12 protein-coding genes and 1 tRNA gene are annotated in these 16,151 nt (G+C 44.7%); 5 read left to right on the top strand and 8 right to left on the bottom strand.

The window, feature by feature from the left end; genetic code table 11:
• The first annotated feature begins 66 nt into the window (after nucleotides 1-66).
• Entirely contained in the window at nucleotides 67-1,359 is a 1,293-nt protein-coding gene (gene tyrS / locus NQ505_RS04675; RefSeq protein ID WP_009001377.1) for a tyrosine--tRNA ligase, read from the top strand.
• 108 nt (nucleotides 1,360-1,467) lie between these two features.
• Nucleotides 1,468-1,538: transfer RNA gene (locus tag NQ505_RS04670), tRNA-Gln, on the top strand.
• Nucleotides 1,539-2,100: 562 nt separating this feature from the next.
• Here the strand turns inward: NQ505_RS04670 and NQ505_RS04665 are convergent.
• From NQ505_RS04665 to NQ505_RS04655, 3 genes are read right to left on the bottom strand one after another with little or no spacing between them, the layout of a single operon-like run.
• Nucleotides 2,101-4,206, bottom strand: coding sequence for a sensor histidine kinase (locus NQ505_RS04665; protein ID WP_009001378.1), 2,106 nt, complete (start codon nucleotides 4,204-4,206; stop codon nucleotides 2,101-2,103).
• 27 nt (nucleotides 4,207-4,233) lie between these two features.
• Nucleotides 4,234-5,823, bottom strand: coding sequence for a RagB/SusD family nutrient uptake outer membrane protein (locus NQ505_RS04660; RefSeq protein ID WP_009001379.1), 1,590 nt, complete (start codon nucleotides 5,821-5,823; stop codon nucleotides 4,234-4,236).
• 4 nt (nucleotides 5,824-5,827) lie between these two features.
• Nucleotides 5,828-9,190 carry a SusC/RagA family TonB-linked outer membrane protein gene (locus NQ505_RS04655; protein ID WP_009001380.1) on the bottom strand — a complete coding sequence of 1,121 codons (3,363 nt, stop codon included), beginning with the start codon at nucleotides 9,188-9,190 and terminating at the stop codon, nucleotides 5,828-5,830.
• Between the two features lie 429 nt (nucleotides 9,191-9,619).
• Here NQ505_RS04655 and kduI point away from each other — a divergent pair, with 429 nt between their 5' ends.
• The 3 genes from kduI to NQ505_RS04640 all read left to right on the top strand — a co-directional run bounded on the left by kduI (nucleotide 9,620) and on the right by NQ505_RS04640 (nucleotide 12,806).
• Nucleotides 9,620-10,462, top strand: coding sequence for a 5-dehydro-4-deoxy-D-glucuronate isomerase (gene kduI / locus NQ505_RS04650; protein WP_004307807.1), 843 nt, complete (start codon nucleotides 9,620-9,622; stop codon nucleotides 10,460-10,462).
• Nucleotides 10,463-10,502: 40 nt separating this feature from the next.
• Nucleotides 10,503-11,306 (top strand): gluconate 5-dehydrogenase, encoded by an 804-nt coding sequence (locus NQ505_RS04645; protein WP_004296873.1) that lies wholly within the window; start codon nucleotides 10,503-10,505, stop codon nucleotides 11,304-11,306.
• Nucleotides 11,307-11,564: 258 nt separating this feature from the next.
• Entirely contained in the window at nucleotides 11,565-12,806 is a 1,242-nt protein-coding gene (locus NQ505_RS04640; protein ID WP_009001381.1) for a DUF4861 domain-containing protein, read from the top strand.
• A 218-nt stretch (nucleotides 12,807-13,024) separates the two neighbouring features.
• Here the strand turns inward: NQ505_RS04640 and NQ505_RS04635 are convergent, their stop codons facing one another.
• From NQ505_RS04635 to NQ505_RS04615, 5 genes are all read right to left on the bottom strand, one after another.
• A complete protein-coding gene (locus tag NQ505_RS04635) occupies nucleotides 13,025-13,495 on the bottom strand; it encodes a lipocalin family protein (protein WP_009001382.1) in 471 nt (156 codons plus the stop codon).
• Nucleotides 13,496-13,543: 48 nt separating this feature from the next.
• Nucleotides 13,544-14,263, bottom strand: coding sequence for a hypothetical protein (locus tag NQ505_RS04630; RefSeq protein ID WP_009001383.1), 720 nt, complete (start codon nucleotides 14,261-14,263; stop codon nucleotides 13,544-13,546).
• A gap of 105 nt (nucleotides 14,264-14,368) precedes the next feature.
• Nucleotides 14,369-15,004, bottom strand: a complete 636-nt coding sequence (locus tag NQ505_RS04625) for an outer membrane beta-barrel protein (RefSeq protein ID WP_009001384.1) — start codon at nucleotides 15,002-15,004, stop codon at nucleotides 14,369-14,371.
• Between the two features lie 20 nt (nucleotides 15,005-15,024).
• Nucleotides 15,025-15,516 carry a hypothetical protein gene (locus tag NQ505_RS04620; protein WP_004296879.1) on the bottom strand — a complete coding sequence of 164 codons (492 nt, stop codon included), beginning with the start codon at nucleotides 15,514-15,516 and terminating at the stop codon, nucleotides 15,025-15,027.
• Between the two features lie 99 nt (nucleotides 15,517-15,615).
• Nucleotides 15,616-15,846 carry a hypothetical protein gene (locus tag NQ505_RS04615; protein WP_004296881.1) on the bottom strand — a complete coding sequence of 77 codons (231 nt, stop codon included), beginning with the start codon at nucleotides 15,844-15,846 and terminating at the stop codon, nucleotides 15,616-15,618.
• Nucleotides 15,847-16,151: the final 305 nt, after the last annotated feature.

Raw genomic sequence — 16,151 nt, 5'->3', positions numbered from 1 at the left:
GAGTCGTACTTTTGTCGCACATGGAATTGAAATACAATAAAAACCAAATAATTAAAGAGTAATACGATGAATTTTGTAGAAGAATTGAGATGGCGTGGCATGTTGCAGGACATCATGCCGGGAACAGAAGAGTTGTTAAGCAAAGAGCAGGTGACTGCCTACTTGGGTATCGACCCGACTGCCGATTCGCTACACATTGGTCACCTTTGTGGAGTGATGATCCTTCGTCATTTCCAACGCTGCGGTCATAAGCCGTTGGCACTGATCGGTGGCGCTACAGGTATGATTGGTGACCCTTCCGGTAAATCGGCAGAACGTAACCTGCTGGACGAAGAAACATTGCGTCACAATCAGGCATGTATCAAGAATCAGCTTGCCAAGTTCCTCGACTTCGAGTCGGATGTACCTAACCGTGCCGAGCTGGTGAACAATTACGACTGGATGAAAGACTTCACTTTCCTCGATTTTGTTCGCGAAGTAGGTAAGCACATCACTGTAAACTATATGATGGCGAAAGACTCTGTGAAACGTCGTCTGAATGGTGAAGCGCGTGATGGATTGTCATTTACCGAGTTCACTTACCAACTACTTCAAGGATATGACTTCCTTCATTTGTATGAAACAAAGGGTTGTAAACTCCAAATGGGTGGTTCCGACCAGTGGGGAAACATCACTACCGGTGCCGAATTGATCCGTCGTACCAATGGGGGAGAGGTATTCGCATTGACTTGCCCGCTGATTACAAAGGCTGATGGTGGTAAGTTTGGTAAAACAGAATCCGGAAATATCTGGCTGGACCCTCGCTATACTTCACCATACAAGTTCTATCAGTTCTGGTTGAATGTAAGCGACTCCGATGCCGAACGTTATATTAAAATCTTCACTTCTATCGAGAAAGAAGAAATTGAAGCATTAATTGCCGAACATCAGGAAGCTCCGCATTTGCGTCTTCTCCAGAAACGTCTGGCTAAGGAAGTGACTGTGATGGTTCATTCTGAAGATGATTATAACGCAGCAGTAGACGCATCGAACATTTTGTTCGGTAATGCGACTTCGGAAGCTCTGCGCAAATTGGATGAAGATACGCTGCTTGCTGTATTCGAAGGAGTGCCTCAGTTTGAGATTTCCCGTGATGCATTGGCAGAAGGAGTAAAGGCTGTTGATCTATTCGTTGATAATGCGGCCGTATTTGCGTCGAAAGGTGAAATGCGTAAGTTGGTTCAGGGCGGTGGCGTTTCGTTGAATAAGGAGAAGCTGGCGGCCTTTGATGAGGTAATTACGACTGCCGACCTGCTCGATGAGAAATATCTGCTTGTTCAGCGCGGTAAAAAGAACTATTATCTGCTGATTGCAAAGTAATAATGCACGATTCACTCGATAGAATATAAAAAAGTGAACGAAATATTTGGAGGTTTGCTTGCAAATCTCTATCTTTGCACCGCTTTTTAACAGAAAGCACAATGAGTTTGTCCTATGGTGTAATGGTAGCACAACAGTTTTTGGTTCTGTTTGTCTAAGTTCGAATCTTGGTAGGACAACAAGAGAGGCCCTGAAAGAGAATATCTTTCGGGGCTTTTTCTTTTTGTGTGGATACAAAGTCACCTCTTAAGCTAATACGATGATCTATTTATGGTCACGTACCTATTTCCCGTCTTTTGATGAATCTTTATATGCCTTGAAGAAGTATCCCTCTATTAGGATGTAAGAAATTTGTTATAGCTTATTTGTACGTAATATTGACTGTTTCGATGTTTGCCTTACTCATATTTGAATAGACTTCTATATTGTTAGCAATAATATATTTACAGTTCTATAATAAATCCGAATACTGTTTTTAATAAATAGTGGGAGAGTTTATTAAGAACGGTATCTGAGTTTATTAGAAACTATTTTCAGAGAATTATCAGAATGTTTGTGATTTATATATACAAAATGGGAGAAAATCAATACTGATTTTCTCCCATTCGGTTCTTCCATATATGGAAATATATGTTTTGATAATGTGTTATTATGTCTTGATTTTTATATAACTCATATTACTTTTTTCTTTTTCTGTTCCTCAAAGATACAAAATAAAAAGAGGAAAGTCAATAGCTAATCTTATTTTAATGGCAGTATAAGCAAAAAACGTGCACCATTGGTGTAGCTCTTGTCTACTTTAACTTCTCCATGTAATCGTTCGGCTATGGTGCGGCATATATTTAGTCCCAGTCCTGATCCCTGTTTGAACTCATCCAACTTCTTGAAGCGTTCGAATACACTATCCATCTTATCGGCAGGAATGCCCGGTCCGGTGTCGCTGACAGAGAACGTGATTCTGTCGGGATGCTCGGTCAGTGAGCAATGCAGATGGATTTCCCCTTTTTCCGTGTGCTTCTCTGCGTTGGTAAGGAAGTTGATAAGCACTTGTTGCAGGCGTTGCTCATCTGTGGTGATCTGGAAATCGTCTGCCACTTCAGAGGTATAATAAAGCTTCACTCCTTCTGCTTTTCGATCCATCACGGTAGAGAGTATGAGCCTGCACATTTCGTTGCAATGGCAGGAAGTCAGGTTCATGGTGTATTTGCCGCTTTCCAGTGCGGAAAGGTCAAGAATATCGTTGACAAGCGTGGTGAGCAGCTCGGAGTTGTGTTGGACGAGCGAGCTGAATTCTAGCTTTTCTTCATCTTCCAATGGCAGATCCGGGTTGGATAATAATTGTGAGAATCCTACGATGGCATTGAGCGGGGTACGGATTTCGTGGCTCATGTTCTGCATGAAATGAGTCTTCATCTTGTCTGCCTGTTCGGCACGGTCGCGGGCAATCGTCAGTTCTTCGTTTTTCTCTTGCAGTTGTCTGATTGATTTTCTGCGTAGATAAAGGTAGAGTGTGAGGGCTATGGCAAAGAAACAGAAGAATATCAGGATGAATTTCAATATCATCAGCTGGCGTTCGGATTCTGCCTGTTTAGCTACCATAAGACTCTGTGTACGTTCGGTTTCCGCTTTGAATTGTGCAAGCTCCAGGTTACGGTTTCTTAGTAGTAGCTCGTTATTTTCGGCGTTCATCTTCTCGATTTCCACTTGTGATTTTGTTTGTTGCAGTTCGAGCGTTGTCTTTTGCAGGTTTAATTGTGTGTTTTCCAGCTGCAAGGCTTGCGCTTTTCTTTTCAGTTGTTCGTTGCCGATACGCACATTCAGTTCCGACAGGTCGGCAGTCTGTATGAGTTGGTTCAGAGAATCCTGTAAACTCTGGAGCTTCTGAAGCGCCTGGTAAGCGTCTTTGTACTTCTGCTCTTTTGCGTAAATATTTGCCTGAAAAGCTATTCTCTCATGTAAGATAGAGGTGGAGTCGGCGAGAGCATGCGCTTTATCATATTGTTGGTTGAGTATATAATTGTATATCTTCAACTTATTCAGTTCATTCCTTCTGGTTTCACCATGTTTTTCGGTCGCTTTTAAACATTCCTGATAATAGCTTTTGAATTCCTCCTCCCTGTCGAGCGCGTATAAAAGTGTGCATTTGCGCAGCATACAGGCATATTTGTTGGTTGAAGTCTTGGCACACTTGATTCCTTTCTCGGCATTCTCGTAGGCTGCTTCATATTGTTTCAGGTTTTGTTGGAGCATGGATATGTTCCAGTATATATAAGATATATCCTGTTCAGGGAGCTTCTCCTGTGTGTATACCAGTGATTGTTGGTAGTAATCCAGTGCCGTCCGGTTTTCCCTGCGCGCAAAGTAAATGTTTCCCATCATTCGCAGGCAAGTGGAGATACCGTAGGGATAGTCGTCGGCAAATGCCTGTTCTTTGGTCAGTTCAGCCTCCTGGAGCGCGCGCAGGGTATTACCTGTGTTCATCAGGTAATTAACTTTGTAGATGCTGCCAAAGTAGTAATATTGCAGGTAGTTGTTCTTTCGGGATATTTCCTGAAGCCTGCTGATTGCTTTCTCCAGTAATTCCGTTTTCCCATTATTGAAATAGTAGATTACCGGAATGGTAAGAGCGAGGCATTGTGCCTTTTTATCGTTGATCCGGATGGCTTTGGTATAGATAGTATCAGCTATTTCCAGTCCGGTTGCGTTGTTACGGTGTTTAGTTGCCTCCTCATAAAGTAGATAAAGAGAGTGGTCTATCTTGTACGGATTGTCCTGCGCCTTGGTTGGAAGGAGAGATCCGATAAAGGTGAACAACAAACATATACTGATGTACCTGACTATTTTCATCTTGATTACTATGGATTTACAGTGTTCTTATTGTTTATTTATGGCATTGTTATATTCGTATTCTTTGGCGGGAATCACCCACATCCAGTTGTTGGCGTCTTCCGGGTTGATAGTTACGGCTGCGTTGGTCATGTAGTTTCCTCCGTCTTCGAAGGTGTGGCGTACGATGGTGTCTTTGCGCCGTTTGAAGTCAAACCAGCTGAATCCTTCGCCCCATAGTTCGATGCGGCGGTAGAACTTTATTTCGTCGAGCAGTGCCTGACCGCTCTTGTCGCAAGTATATTGAGGGTCGCGTCCGCTGTCGCGGATCAGTTCTTTCAGTAATTGCCTTGCTTCCGCTTCTTTTGGAGGCGTCAGGTGGCAGTTGGCTTCTGCTTCGATGAGATACATCTCCGAACTGCGGAAAAGGTTGAAAGGCATGGCACCTACTTTGTCGATACACTTAAATTTGAACGACATATAAGCGTATATTTTTGCTGAAGTATTCAGGTCGGGATACAACCCTTGGGCGTAACTGGTGAGTGCACTTCCGCCCAGACCATTGTTTGTTATACCACCCGTGTTATAAGTATATTCGAGCGGATCGAGAAAAAGTCCCCTACGGATATCACTTTCCGGTAATGCATCGTACAGTTCACGGTTGATACAGGCCGGATAAGTGCATACAAGAGTAGAGGAGGAGTTGTATGCAAGGCGTGCGGCGAGGGATGAGTTTCCCAGCGATTCTTCTTCACTGTCATAGATACTCCATATCCATTCGCGGTTGACGGTACTGAATCCGTCGAAATATTCATCGGCATTCATAAGCGGATAACCGGCACGTGCCAGTGCAGCGTAATGGGCGGCAGTACTCCAATCCTCACGGGTGAGTGCGGCACGGGCATAGGTGGCGTAAGCGGCATTCACATTGATTTTGTGATTCTCGTCTTCTTTGCGGGCAATTCCGGATGCCTGATAATAGGTGATGGCCTGGTTAAGGTCGTTGTAAATCTGTTCGTAGCAGGCCAGCATAGAAGAAAGAGGACAGTCGCCGGTAGAAGATGTATTGAGCCGGAGAACCACCCCGTCAGCACTGCCGTTTTGCGAATCACACCAGCGTGGCGAGTAGAACTGCAGCAGTTGCAGATAACAATAGGCACGGTAGGTTAGTGCCTGCGCATAGATATATTTGAATTTATGACTACCTTCGGGGTCGACATAGTTTATAATAGCGTTGGCATTACTGATTACTTTGTAGTAATAATGCCACATATACTCCGTGTAACCACTGGTAGGTATGGCATGAGAAGCCCCGTTGAATATCGTATAGAAATTGTTGCGGGGACAATACATGTCAGCCCCCTGATACTCGGCATACATCAGTTTGACAGAACCTTCACCGTTGAATGACACGCCATCGAGTTTATTAGTGGGGTAAGTGGTTTTCATCAACTTCTCCAATCCGCTGACGGCGTAGGCAGCGTATGCTTCATCCTTGAATAAATCGGCAGGAGATACCTGATTGGTAGGGGCGGTATCCAGATAGTCGCTGGCGCAGGAGTAACACAACAGCGTCAGGAGCAGGCAGAATTCTATGGAGTGATTCATGAATTTCATGTGTATGGCTTCTTTCTTCATAGGGCTATAAGTTAATGTTGACTCCGAACGAGAAAACACGGGCGATACTCGTATAATTGTTGACGATTCCGTCAAAGGTCTGTACCGGGTTCAGTCCTTTGCGTTTGCTGAACAGGGCGACATTCTCTATGGCAGCATGCAAACGGATGCCACCGAGTGTCAATCGTTTGCTCCATGTGGCGGGCAGCCGATAGGAGAGGGTGATGTTCTTGATGCTTAGATAGTCGCCGCTTACAATATAGCGTGTAGATGCTTTCTGACTGTTATATCCATTGATTGTTGCATCCAGATTCACTTGCGGAATACCCGATGGATCGAGACGGTTGGGCGATGTGGGCGTCATGCCTTCGGGGATTGCTGTCCATGCATTCAGTAAATCGGGAGTCAATGAATGTACGCCTACCGATGTCAGTGTCTGATAAGGCTGGTCGAAGACTTTGGAACCACAACTGAAAATCATCAGGGCGGACAGAGTCAGGTCTTTCCAGCGGAGAGAGGTGGTGACCGAGCCGTTTATCTTCGGTAATGAACTGCCCGACCAGTCTTTGCGTGCATATCTCGGGTCGCCTGTATAATATTGTCCGTTGATGTCTACCCAACTGTCTGTCGGAATCGGATTTTTGCCTTCGGTGCTCTCTTCTCCGTTTACGGGTGTTTTTCCATCCTCTCCGGCAATGTAATAAGCGTTGAAGTCCGGCAGATATACACTGCGACCTGTCATCTGGTCTACGCCAGCATACTGGTACAGCCAGAATTCATAAATGCTGTGTCCCTCTTTGAACTTCTGGAAATCTCCGTTCGTAATTCCCTCTTCCCGATCTTTATCCGGCAGTTTTCCGATCTTGTTTTTCACTTTGGAAAGGTTCAAACCTACATTCCATTCCCATTCCCGGTTGCGGATGATATCCCCGTCGGCAGAGAATTCCCATCCTTTATTGGAAACGTCTCCAATGTTTCGCCAGACGGTGGAAAGGCCTGTCGATGAGTCAGTGGCACCGGCAGATAGTGGTTGGATAAACTTGAACAGCAAGTCGTCCGAATGCTTGTTATAGTATTCGAAACTTAGGTTCACACGGTTGAAAAGACGAGTTTCCAGACCGATATTCAGCGAAGAATTCGTTTCCCATTTTAGTTCCGGGTTTTCGTTCTGCACTTTGTAGTAAGCGGCTTCTCCACCGTTGACGGCAGAGCCGTAGAGAGACATCCACTGGTACAGGCCATTACTGCTTCCGAAGTTATCGTTTCCCACTTGCCCGTAAGAAACCCGTAACTTGAGGCGGTTCAGCCACGACACGTTTTTCAGGAACGCTTCGTTGGAAAGCATCCAACCGATACCTGCGCTCCAAAAGTTACCCCAGCGATGGTCTGTATGGAAGATGGAGGAACCGTCGCGCCGGAAAGAAGCTTCGGCAAAATAAGTTTCGTTGTAGTCATACCGGGCCCGTGTGAAGTGACCCTCTGTACGATAGGTGTCTTTATATCCCTCACTGTAAGTTGTGGTGGTGAAATTTGAAAGTTCGTCTATTCCGGGAAAGCTCTCATTCTTTTTCTGTATGGCGTCGAAATTAAGCTTGTAATCATAGTTCTCGTGCCCCACCATCCATTCTACGAAATGCCTGCCGAACTGGTGTTTCCATGCCAGTAGCTGTTGCAGGGTGTATTCCTTATATTCCTGATCGATCTTGCTGATAAAACCAGTGTCCTTGTAAGCGCCTATTTCCGCATTTCCGTATTGGCTGTCCTCGATATTGCGCAGGCTGATATTGCCTTTCAATGAGAATGTAAAATCGCGTAGGAAAGAAACGTCCACATAGGCATTTCCTTGCAAGGTATTGGCAGCGTTCCACAACTTGTTCTTTTCGCTTTCCCACAGTAGATGGCGTCCATTGCTGGCGGCATCCGATTCCGAACGGCTTTCCGAACCGTCATCATATTGTTTTCCGCCTTCTTCGTTCAGGATATAATCTCCTTTGGAATGAAGCAATGAGCCGTCGCTGGCAAATACATCCTCTGTATAGTGGAGGTGCACCGGATAGATAGGTGCTATTCTCCGTGCAAAGTAAAATGCATTCGACAGGTTATTGGATCGCGCACTTCCGGCGGCTCCTATATCCCAGTTCGTTTTCTGGTGAGTGCCTCCGAGCGACAAGCCCGTTTTTAGCCATGGGCGTGGGGTGAAGTCAGCGTTGAGTGAGCCGCTAAGACGATTGAAATCACTTTTCCTGGTATATCCGTCTTCATTAAGATAGCCTAGCGAGAAACGGATCCGGTTCTTTTCATTGCCGGATTCTCCGCTTAGGTTGTATTCCTGGCGGTGACCGTTACGTGTGTAGGGAGAATGCCAGTCGAGATCGTCCTTATATCCGTCCAGTATCCGGGCGTCGGATACCAGATGACCGTTTGCGTCGAAAAGGGCATTATCGGCTTTGTTATAGATGTTGATTCCTACTTTGCTGATAATGTCATTGTTGGTGGCGATGGTCGCTTCTTCGGGACTACTGCCGTTGCTGATAAGCTGGTTGCGATACCCCTGCCACATCGTTTCCATGAATTGATTGGCATTCATACGTTCGTAATCACCCTGTCCACGCGCGCTGAAGCCGTGGCGAATGTCCAGTTGAAGGGAAACTCCCTGTTTCTTCGCCTTTTTGGTGGTAATTAAAATCACACCATTCGAAGCCCGGCTACCGTACAATGCGCATGAAGCAGCATCTTTCAGTACGCTGACGCTTTCTATGTCTGCCGGATTAAGATCGGTGATCCATCCCGTATAGGGTATACCGTCTACCACGTAAAGCGGCTTATTGCTTCCGTTCACCGAACTGTATCCCCGGATACGAACTTCCGCTTCGATACCAGGCTGCCCCACTCCGTCAATTATCTGTAGCCCCGGTACCGCTCCGTTGAGCACGGAGATAACAGAACTGACCGGACGCATTTCGATTTGCTTACTGTCCACTACGGAAACAGCCCCGGTAATTGATCTTTTGAGGGCAGTGCCATACGCCACCTGCACTACTACTTCATCCAGTTCGTTTACGTTCGGACGCAACCGGATTTCCATCATATTATGCCGGGCAGGCACTTCGATGGTTTGGTATCCTATGTAAGAAATAACCAGCATTTGCTGTCCGGGGAGGGTTTGTTGGAGGGTAAACTTTCCATCCAGATCTGAAATACAGCCTTGCCGACTGCCTTTCACTGTGACGGAAGCACCTGTCAATGGTTCCCGGCTTTCCTCATCAATGATGATTCCTGTTATATTTTTTATTTGGGCATAAGTTAGGTTAATGGATAGAAGCATGTAAATACATATCACTCCTATCTTTATTAAAGTATCTTCTGTCCGTCCTTTAATAATTGTCATAAGTTGTATATCTTGACGTATTTGTTGATTTTGCTTGCTTATTTAAACATTTACAAAACTAATATATTATAATTAGTGTTATAATACATTGCCTCCTATTTATGCAATTTTAACGGTGTAGACTGCTAATTATTAGCTGAATTGGCAAATTAGATGCTTTTTCTTGTTCCATATTTTATATTATTTGCTCTTGCGGCTCGAGTGATAGAGGCTTCTTTCTTTTTTTCATTGCATTAAGTAGAAATCTCTCCCAAAACGTATTATAGTTCGTTAAAAAAGTATACATTGCACGGATTCTGGACATTTTTGGTGGATAATTGGAACAAAATTGCAAGGTAAACCCGTTTTCTTTTGCTATTTTTGCATCGTGTACGTAAACGAAGTGCACGTAGAAAGAGAACTTATTCAATAACTATAAATAAATAAGGTATGAAAACGAACTATGAAATTCGCTATGCTGCGCATCCGGAAGATGCAAAAAGTTATGATACAACAAGAATCCGCAGAGATTTCTTAATCGAAAAGATATTTGTCCCCAATGAAGTAAATATGGTATATTCCATGTACGACCGTATGGTGGTAGGTGGTGCGCTTCCGGTAGGAGAGGTGCTGACGCTCGAAGCGATTGATCCGCTGAAAGCTCCGTTCTTCCTCACCCGTCGCGAAATGGGTATCTACAATGTTGGCGGTCCCGGTATTGTGAAAGCAGGCGACGCAGAGTTCGAACTGGACTATAAAGAAGCTCTTTATCTGGGTTCGGGCGACCGCGAAGTGACTTTCGAAAGCAAAGACGCTGCTCATCCTGCTAAATTCTACTTCAACTCACTGACTGCACATCGCAATTATCCTGACCGTAAGGTGACGAAAGCCGATGCCGTAGTAGCCGAAATGGGTTCTTTGGAAGGTTCCAATCACCGCAACATCAATAAGATGTTGGTGAATCAGGTGTTGCCTACCTGCCAGTTGCAGATGGGTATGACGGAACTCGCTCCGGGAAGTGTGTGGAACACGATGCCGGCACACGTACACAGCCGTCGTATGGAAGCCTACTTCTATTTCGAAATTCCCGAAGATCATGCTATCTGCCACTTTATGGGTGAGGTAGGCGAGACGCGTCACGTATGGATGAAAGGCGATCAGGCCGTTCTTTCACCCGAATGGTCAATCCACTCGGCTGCTGCTACCCACAACTATACCTTTATCTGGGGAATGGGTGGCGAGAACCTCGACTACGGCGATCAGGACTTCTCGTTGATTACAGATTTGAAATAACAACTACAATAGTTTTCCTAATTTAATAACAAAAAGAATTATGAATCAGTTTTTGAATTTTTCTTTGGAAGGTAAAGTAGCTCTCGTTACAGGTGCTTCTTATGGTATCGGATTTGCTATTGCTTCTGCATTTGCAGAACAAGGCGCTAAAGTTTGTTTTAACGACATCAATCAAGAGTTGGTAGACAAAGGTATGGCTGCTTATGCTGCAAAAGGTATCAAAGCTCACGGTTACGTATGCGACGTGACAGACGAACCGGCTGTTCAGGCGATGGTTGCTACGATTGCAAAAGAAGTAGGTACAATTGATATCCTTGTAAATAACGCAGGTATTATCCGTCGTGTTCCTATGCACGAGATGGATGCTGCTGATTTCCGTCGTGTAATCGACATCGACTTGAATGCTCCGTTCATCGTTGCTAAGGCTGTTTTGCCGGCTATGATGGAAAAACGTGCAGGTAAGATCATCAACATCTGTTCTATGATGTCTGAATTGGGTCGTGAAACTGTATCTGCTTATGCTGCCGCTAAGGGTGGTTTGAAGATGCTGACTCGCAATATCTGTTCTGAATATGGTGAATACAACATCCAGTGTAATGGTATCGGCCCGGGTTACATCGCTACTCCGCAAACTGCTCCTCTTCGTGAGCCGCAGGCAGACGGAAGCCGCCACCCATTCGATTCATTCATCTGCGCTAAGACTCCTGCCGGTCGTTGGTTGGATCCGGAAGAACTGACAGGTCCTGCCGTGTTCCTTGCTTCTGAAGCTTCTAACGCTGTTAACGGTCACATTCTCTACGTAGATGGTGGTATTCTTGCTTATATCGGAAAACAACCGAAATAATAGCTGATAGAAGAAATTCCGGTAAGGTGATAGAATGGCAAAGAGCATCCTCTTTTCATCTGTCACCTTATTTTTTATTATTCCCTTTGCAGGAGCTATATGGCCGATTTATTGGACATATATGCCCAACGTGTTGAACATATAGCTCCAACACGTTGGATATATATAGCTGACGCGTTGGATCTATACATCCAACATGCCGGATATAATAGCCTCTGATTTGCAAAGTATATGTTATTCATTCAATGTAGACTAATTATGAGAAAGATATTAATTCTGTTTGCTGTAGCCTTGATTGGTTTTGCTTCTTGTGCCGACAGCAAGCAGTCGATGACAGTCACAGTGACCAATCCTTTGGCTCTTGAACGGGCAGGGGAGATGGTTGAAGTGCCGATGAGCGATGTGGTCGCTAAATTGAAACTGGCGGATACGGCACAGATTGTGGTGCTTGACGTCGATGGTCAGCAAGTGCCTTATCAGGTGACGTATGATGAGAAGGTGGTCTTCCCCGTTACGGTAGGGGGAAACAGTGCGGTTACTTATACCATTCAACCGGGCACACCGGCACCTTTTGATGTCATTGCTTGCGGTAAATACTACCCCGAACGTCTGGACGACGTTGCCTGGGAGAATGATCTTGGCGGATTCCGTGCTTATGGTCCTGCTTTGCAGGCTCGTGGAGAACGTGGTTTTGGCTATGATCTTTTTACGAAGTATAATACTACGGAGCCGATTTTGGAATCTCTGTATGCTGAAGAGCTTAATCCTGAAAAGCGTGCCAAGATAGCCGAACTGAAAAAGACAGATCCGAAAGCCGCTTCCGAATTGCAGAATGCCATCTCTTACCATATCGATCATGGATACGGTATGGATTGCTATGCCGTAGGTCCCACGTTGGGCGCCGGCGTTGCCGCTTTGATGGCAGGTGACACTATTATCTATCCTTACTGCTATCGCACACAGGAAATCCTTGATAATGGTCCGCTGCGTTTCACGGTGAAGCTGGAATTTAACCCGCTGGTGGTCCGTGGAGATTCTAATGTGGTGGAAACACGTGTCATCTCTTTGGATGCAGGTTCTTATCTCAATAAAACTGTTGTTTCATATACCAATTTGAAAGAAGCAATGCCGGTAACTACGGGACTTGTGTTGCGCGAACCGGATGGTGCGGTTGTGGCAGATGCTGCAAATGGCTATATCACTTACGTAGATCCTACAACTGACCGTAGCGGTGCAAACGGTAAGATATTTGTCGGTGCTGCATTCCCTGCACAGGTAAAAGAGGCGAAAGTGGTTCTTCTTTCCGAAAAGGAAAAGAAAGATCGTGGTGGAGCCGACGGTCATGTGCTCGCTATCAGCGAATATGAGCCGGGTGCTGAATATACTTATTACTGGGGATCTGCCTGGGATAAGGCGGCTATCAAGACTCCGGATGCCTGGAATAAATACATGGCTGAATATGCGCAGAAATTGCGTACTCCGCTGGCGGTGGCATATTAATGCGCTAAATCGCTTATACGGTCACAAAAAGAGGATTGTCGGGGTATGTCGAAATACCTTCTCTAATTTCTTTTTAGTCACGGAGTGAGTGATTTGTTATTGAATATCATGCGTCTTTTTCAATAGATTAGGCAAAAGTTTCTTTGATAAAAAGAAACTTTTGCCTAATCTTGTCTTTCTAAAGAAGAAAGAAATTTTTGTGTTACAATGTTTTTGAGCTATCTCTTAAAAGCGTGTTGTTCGTAATATTCGTATGTCGTTCCGTCTTCTTTCTCTTTTTCACGAAGTTCATAGACTAATTCATTTTCTGTCATTGTGGTCACTGTCCACACTTCTGTGTAATTATCTTCTTCAGTGTCGATGAGAGTCAGCTTATTGCCGGAGTAACTCCATGTACCATGATAATAATTAGTACTTCCGGAAGAGTTATAAACGTCTTTCTCGACATAAGTACCATCTTCCTTGAACTCTATGGAGTAACGATTGGTTCCATTTACAAAATCTTCTTTAGAGTCACTTACTTTTTCACCATCTTCCCATTCTTGTGAAAGATAGTACACTCCATTCCATGTTCCTAACAGTAAATCGCGTGAACCGACAGTGTCATCGTCGTCATCGCCACAGGAATAAATGCTGAATGACAGTAATACTGCAACTATGCAAACAGTTGCTTTCCAGATTGTTTTCATAATAAATTGTTTTAATTGTTTGATTTTGAGATGATTTGTTTTATGGGTTTATTTGATAATCGTTTCCACATGTCCATTCTTGAAGAACAGGTAGAACGAGCTGGAATACATCCATTGCACTTCTCCATTTGATTCTTGAATAGTCTGCGGTTTGCCGAAAGCCAGCAGACATTCATCTTCCGTCATGCCTTTCACCGGCTTGTTGATGCTGATTTCATTCCAGTGAGTGATTGGTGAAAGTTGCTTCATTACGATGAAGTCGAACATTTTATTTAATACTTGCGATTCTACCTGTACGAAGTCATCCATGATTTCTTTGTGAGATGCTTTCTTGTCCGGTTGCAACTTCTCCATGGGAGTGATTTTCTTCATTATCACTGCTGATGATTCTATCCGTATATTGGAAAGATAGTAGACCAACTTGCCGTCTTTTACTTGAAACAGGGCTTTGCAATAGTAAGTATTCTTCTGATTTGAATCTGCTTGCGAGGCAAGTATCAGATCGCAACTGAAGTTTTTAGCCGGTACGTTTACCTCTGTGATCCCTTCCCGTAGCTGCGGACAGACATTTTTGATGGTCCATAACAGTGCATTAGCGTAGATGTTCTCGTCTTGCATGCTGCTGAAAGGGGTAAATCCGCTGACCACATATTTATTGCCGTCTGCACTGATGGGATAGCTCTTTTTCTGTTCGGTGAAAGTCTGTGCTATCAGCGGGATAACTCCCGTCAGCAGATACATGATTGCCAGAAATTGTCGTTTGGTCATCATATTCCGTTATTTTTAAGAAAACAGCATCCACGGCCCTTTTTGCGAAGAGAAAAGATCGTGGACGCTGAATAAATAATATGGTTTATTGAGGTTTGGTTGTCCTTAGAAGGCAATACCTAGACGAATCATAAAGTTACTGGTCTTGAATCCGTCGGCATCGCTGAATGTATCTATGAATCCGCGTTGATAGGTGAGATCCAGGTTGAAACGGTTGTACCAGACTCCTACACCGATATTCATACCGGCATCGAAATGATTGTAGTCAACTTCCATGTAATTTGCGTAATCTCCCCAACTGATGCTCTCCCCGTCTGTTTTCATTTTACTTGTGTAATCGTAGCTGGCAAAGACTCCTACATGCGGGTCGATATGAACATTGTCCGCCACTGCAAATTTCCATCCGAATGTGAACGGAGAGTATTGTATATTATGAGCCATGCACTTCGTGTCTTCCACTTTGAAACCACGGGAGCCGAGTCCAAATTCCATTCCCCAGTATCCTCCTGTGCTGCCTAAAGGCTTCTGGTAGCCAAATGTTGCGTTATATCCGATGTTTGAGTCAGCTCCTTCGGCTCCGTCACCGGAGAAGTTCATGATATTCAAACCTGCACGCAAGAACCATTGTGTGCTGCTGGCTTGCTTCTCTGTTTTGACGATTGCACTTCTGGATGATACGATTTGCGCTTGAGTTCCTACGCACAATAAGAGTGCGGCAATCATTGATAGTACTTTTTTCATTGTTATTTATGTTTTAGTGATTAATTCTTATTCTTAACGACAGGTGCTATCTGGCTTTTTCCATCCGTGGGTGATAACTTCTGCAGACGTATCCATTCATAATCGTCCTGGGTGGCAGGATGCCAGTTGACGAAGATGCCGGGATAACCTACTACTGTAACCGTGTATCCCCCTGTTTTTTCATTATCTTCCACTTTGAAAGTGGCTCCCATGATGACATCGCAGTTGTATTTGATGGTGGACAGATACGTCCCCCATGCACGGATGTTGTCAAGTTCTCCTTTCATGGCGATCTCCACTTCCTCTTTGCTTAGTGTCCATTCATCCTTGATTCGTCCCTTATCTTCCAGTATTTTCACCTCGACAACTGTGGGTTTGACACAAACTTCAGTAACTGCATCGCCTGCACGTGCCTGTGCATCACGAAACTTGAAGACCGTCTTTTGCGCATGGGCTCCGACGGCACAACTGACAACCAGAGCAATAATCAGAAATAGTTTTTTCGTTTTCATGTCCTTTTGTGATTATATGTTAATATGCCTGCAAAGGTATGCGAAAGGAGTATACTACCGGGTGAAGGCATAGTTCCAAGAACGATACGGAATTGTATCCTATTTGGATACACTGGGGAAGTTTCCGGTATTGATGCTGTCGGAAAGATCGCGGAAAAAATCATGGCCGAGGATGCAGGAGATGCGCCAGAGCAGGTGGATGTCGATATTCTCTTTCCGGAATATCTTGTAAACATTGGGGCGTGTGCAGCATAATTGGGTAGCGAACCAGGTGACGGTGCGTCCCTGTTCGTGAAGCGTGCGTTCAATAAGTTGTCCCGCATGAATCATGTGCCTATTCTGCTTATGTGTGTCCCCCAGACTCCCGTTGGGCGGACAATTCAATCTATTGTTGACAGGAATATACAGAAAAGGCGTGGGAATCTCTCACCTTCGTCCGTTCCGTGTTCAAGGCCTTCGCAATGCCAACTATCGGGAACGAACAACGCAGAAAGCCCACGCCGATATGTACAACACCCGTAGCCTCCCTTTGTTTTCCAAAGTGAGGCACGGATGTATATAAATACACATCAGGAGGACGTCTTTGTTGCTGTTAGTCATTCCGATAGGTCAAAGTTTGCGAAGTTCTGAACACA

The sequence above is a fragment of the Bacteroides sp. D2 genome (assembly GCF_025147085.1).
Classification (GTDB): Bacteria; Bacteroidota; Bacteroidia; order Bacteroidales; family Bacteroidaceae; genus Bacteroides.
The sequence above is the reverse complement of the archived record's forward strand: the minus strand, read 5'-3'. Positions and strand labels throughout refer to the sequence as shown.

Coding starts and splice junctions, on each gene's coding strand:
- tyrS (WP_009001377.1), top strand. CDS start 67: ATGAATTTTGTAGAAGAATTGAGATGGCGTGGCATGTTGCAGGACATC.
- NQ505_RS04665 (WP_009001378.1), bottom strand. CDS start 4,206: ATGAAAATAGTCAGGTACATCAGTATATGTTTGTTGTTCACCTTTATC.
- NQ505_RS04660 (WP_009001379.1), bottom strand. CDS start 5,823: ATGAAGAAAGAAGCCATACACATGAAATTCATGAATCACTCCATAGAA.
- NQ505_RS04655 (WP_009001380.1), bottom strand. CDS start 9,190: ATGACAATTATTAAAGGACGGACAGAAGATACTTTAATAAAGATAGGA.
- kduI (WP_004307807.1), top strand. CDS start 9,620: ATGAAAACGAACTATGAAATTCGCTATGCTGCGCATCCGGAAGATGCA.
- NQ505_RS04645 (WP_004296873.1), top strand. CDS start 10,503: ATGAATCAGTTTTTGAATTTTTCTTTGGAAGGTAAAGTAGCTCTCGTT.
- NQ505_RS04640 (WP_009001381.1), top strand. CDS start 11,565: ATGAGAAAGATATTAATTCTGTTTGCTGTAGCCTTGATTGGTTTTGCT.
- NQ505_RS04635 (WP_009001382.1), bottom strand. CDS start 13,495: ATGAAAACAATCTGGAAAGCAACTGTTTGCATAGTTGCAGTATTACTG.
- NQ505_RS04630 (WP_009001383.1), bottom strand. CDS start 14,263: ATGACCAAACGACAATTTCTGGCAATCATGTATCTGCTGACGGGAGTT.
- NQ505_RS04625 (WP_009001384.1), bottom strand. CDS start 15,004: ATGAAAAAAGTACTATCAATGATTGCCGCACTCTTATTGTGCGTAGGA.
- NQ505_RS04620 (WP_004296879.1), bottom strand. CDS start 15,516: ATGAAAACGAAAAAACTATTTCTGATTATTGCTCTGGTTGTCAGTTGT.
- NQ505_RS04615 (WP_004296881.1), bottom strand. CDS start 15,846: ATGATTCATGCGGGACAACTTATTGAACGCACGCTTCACGAACAGGGA.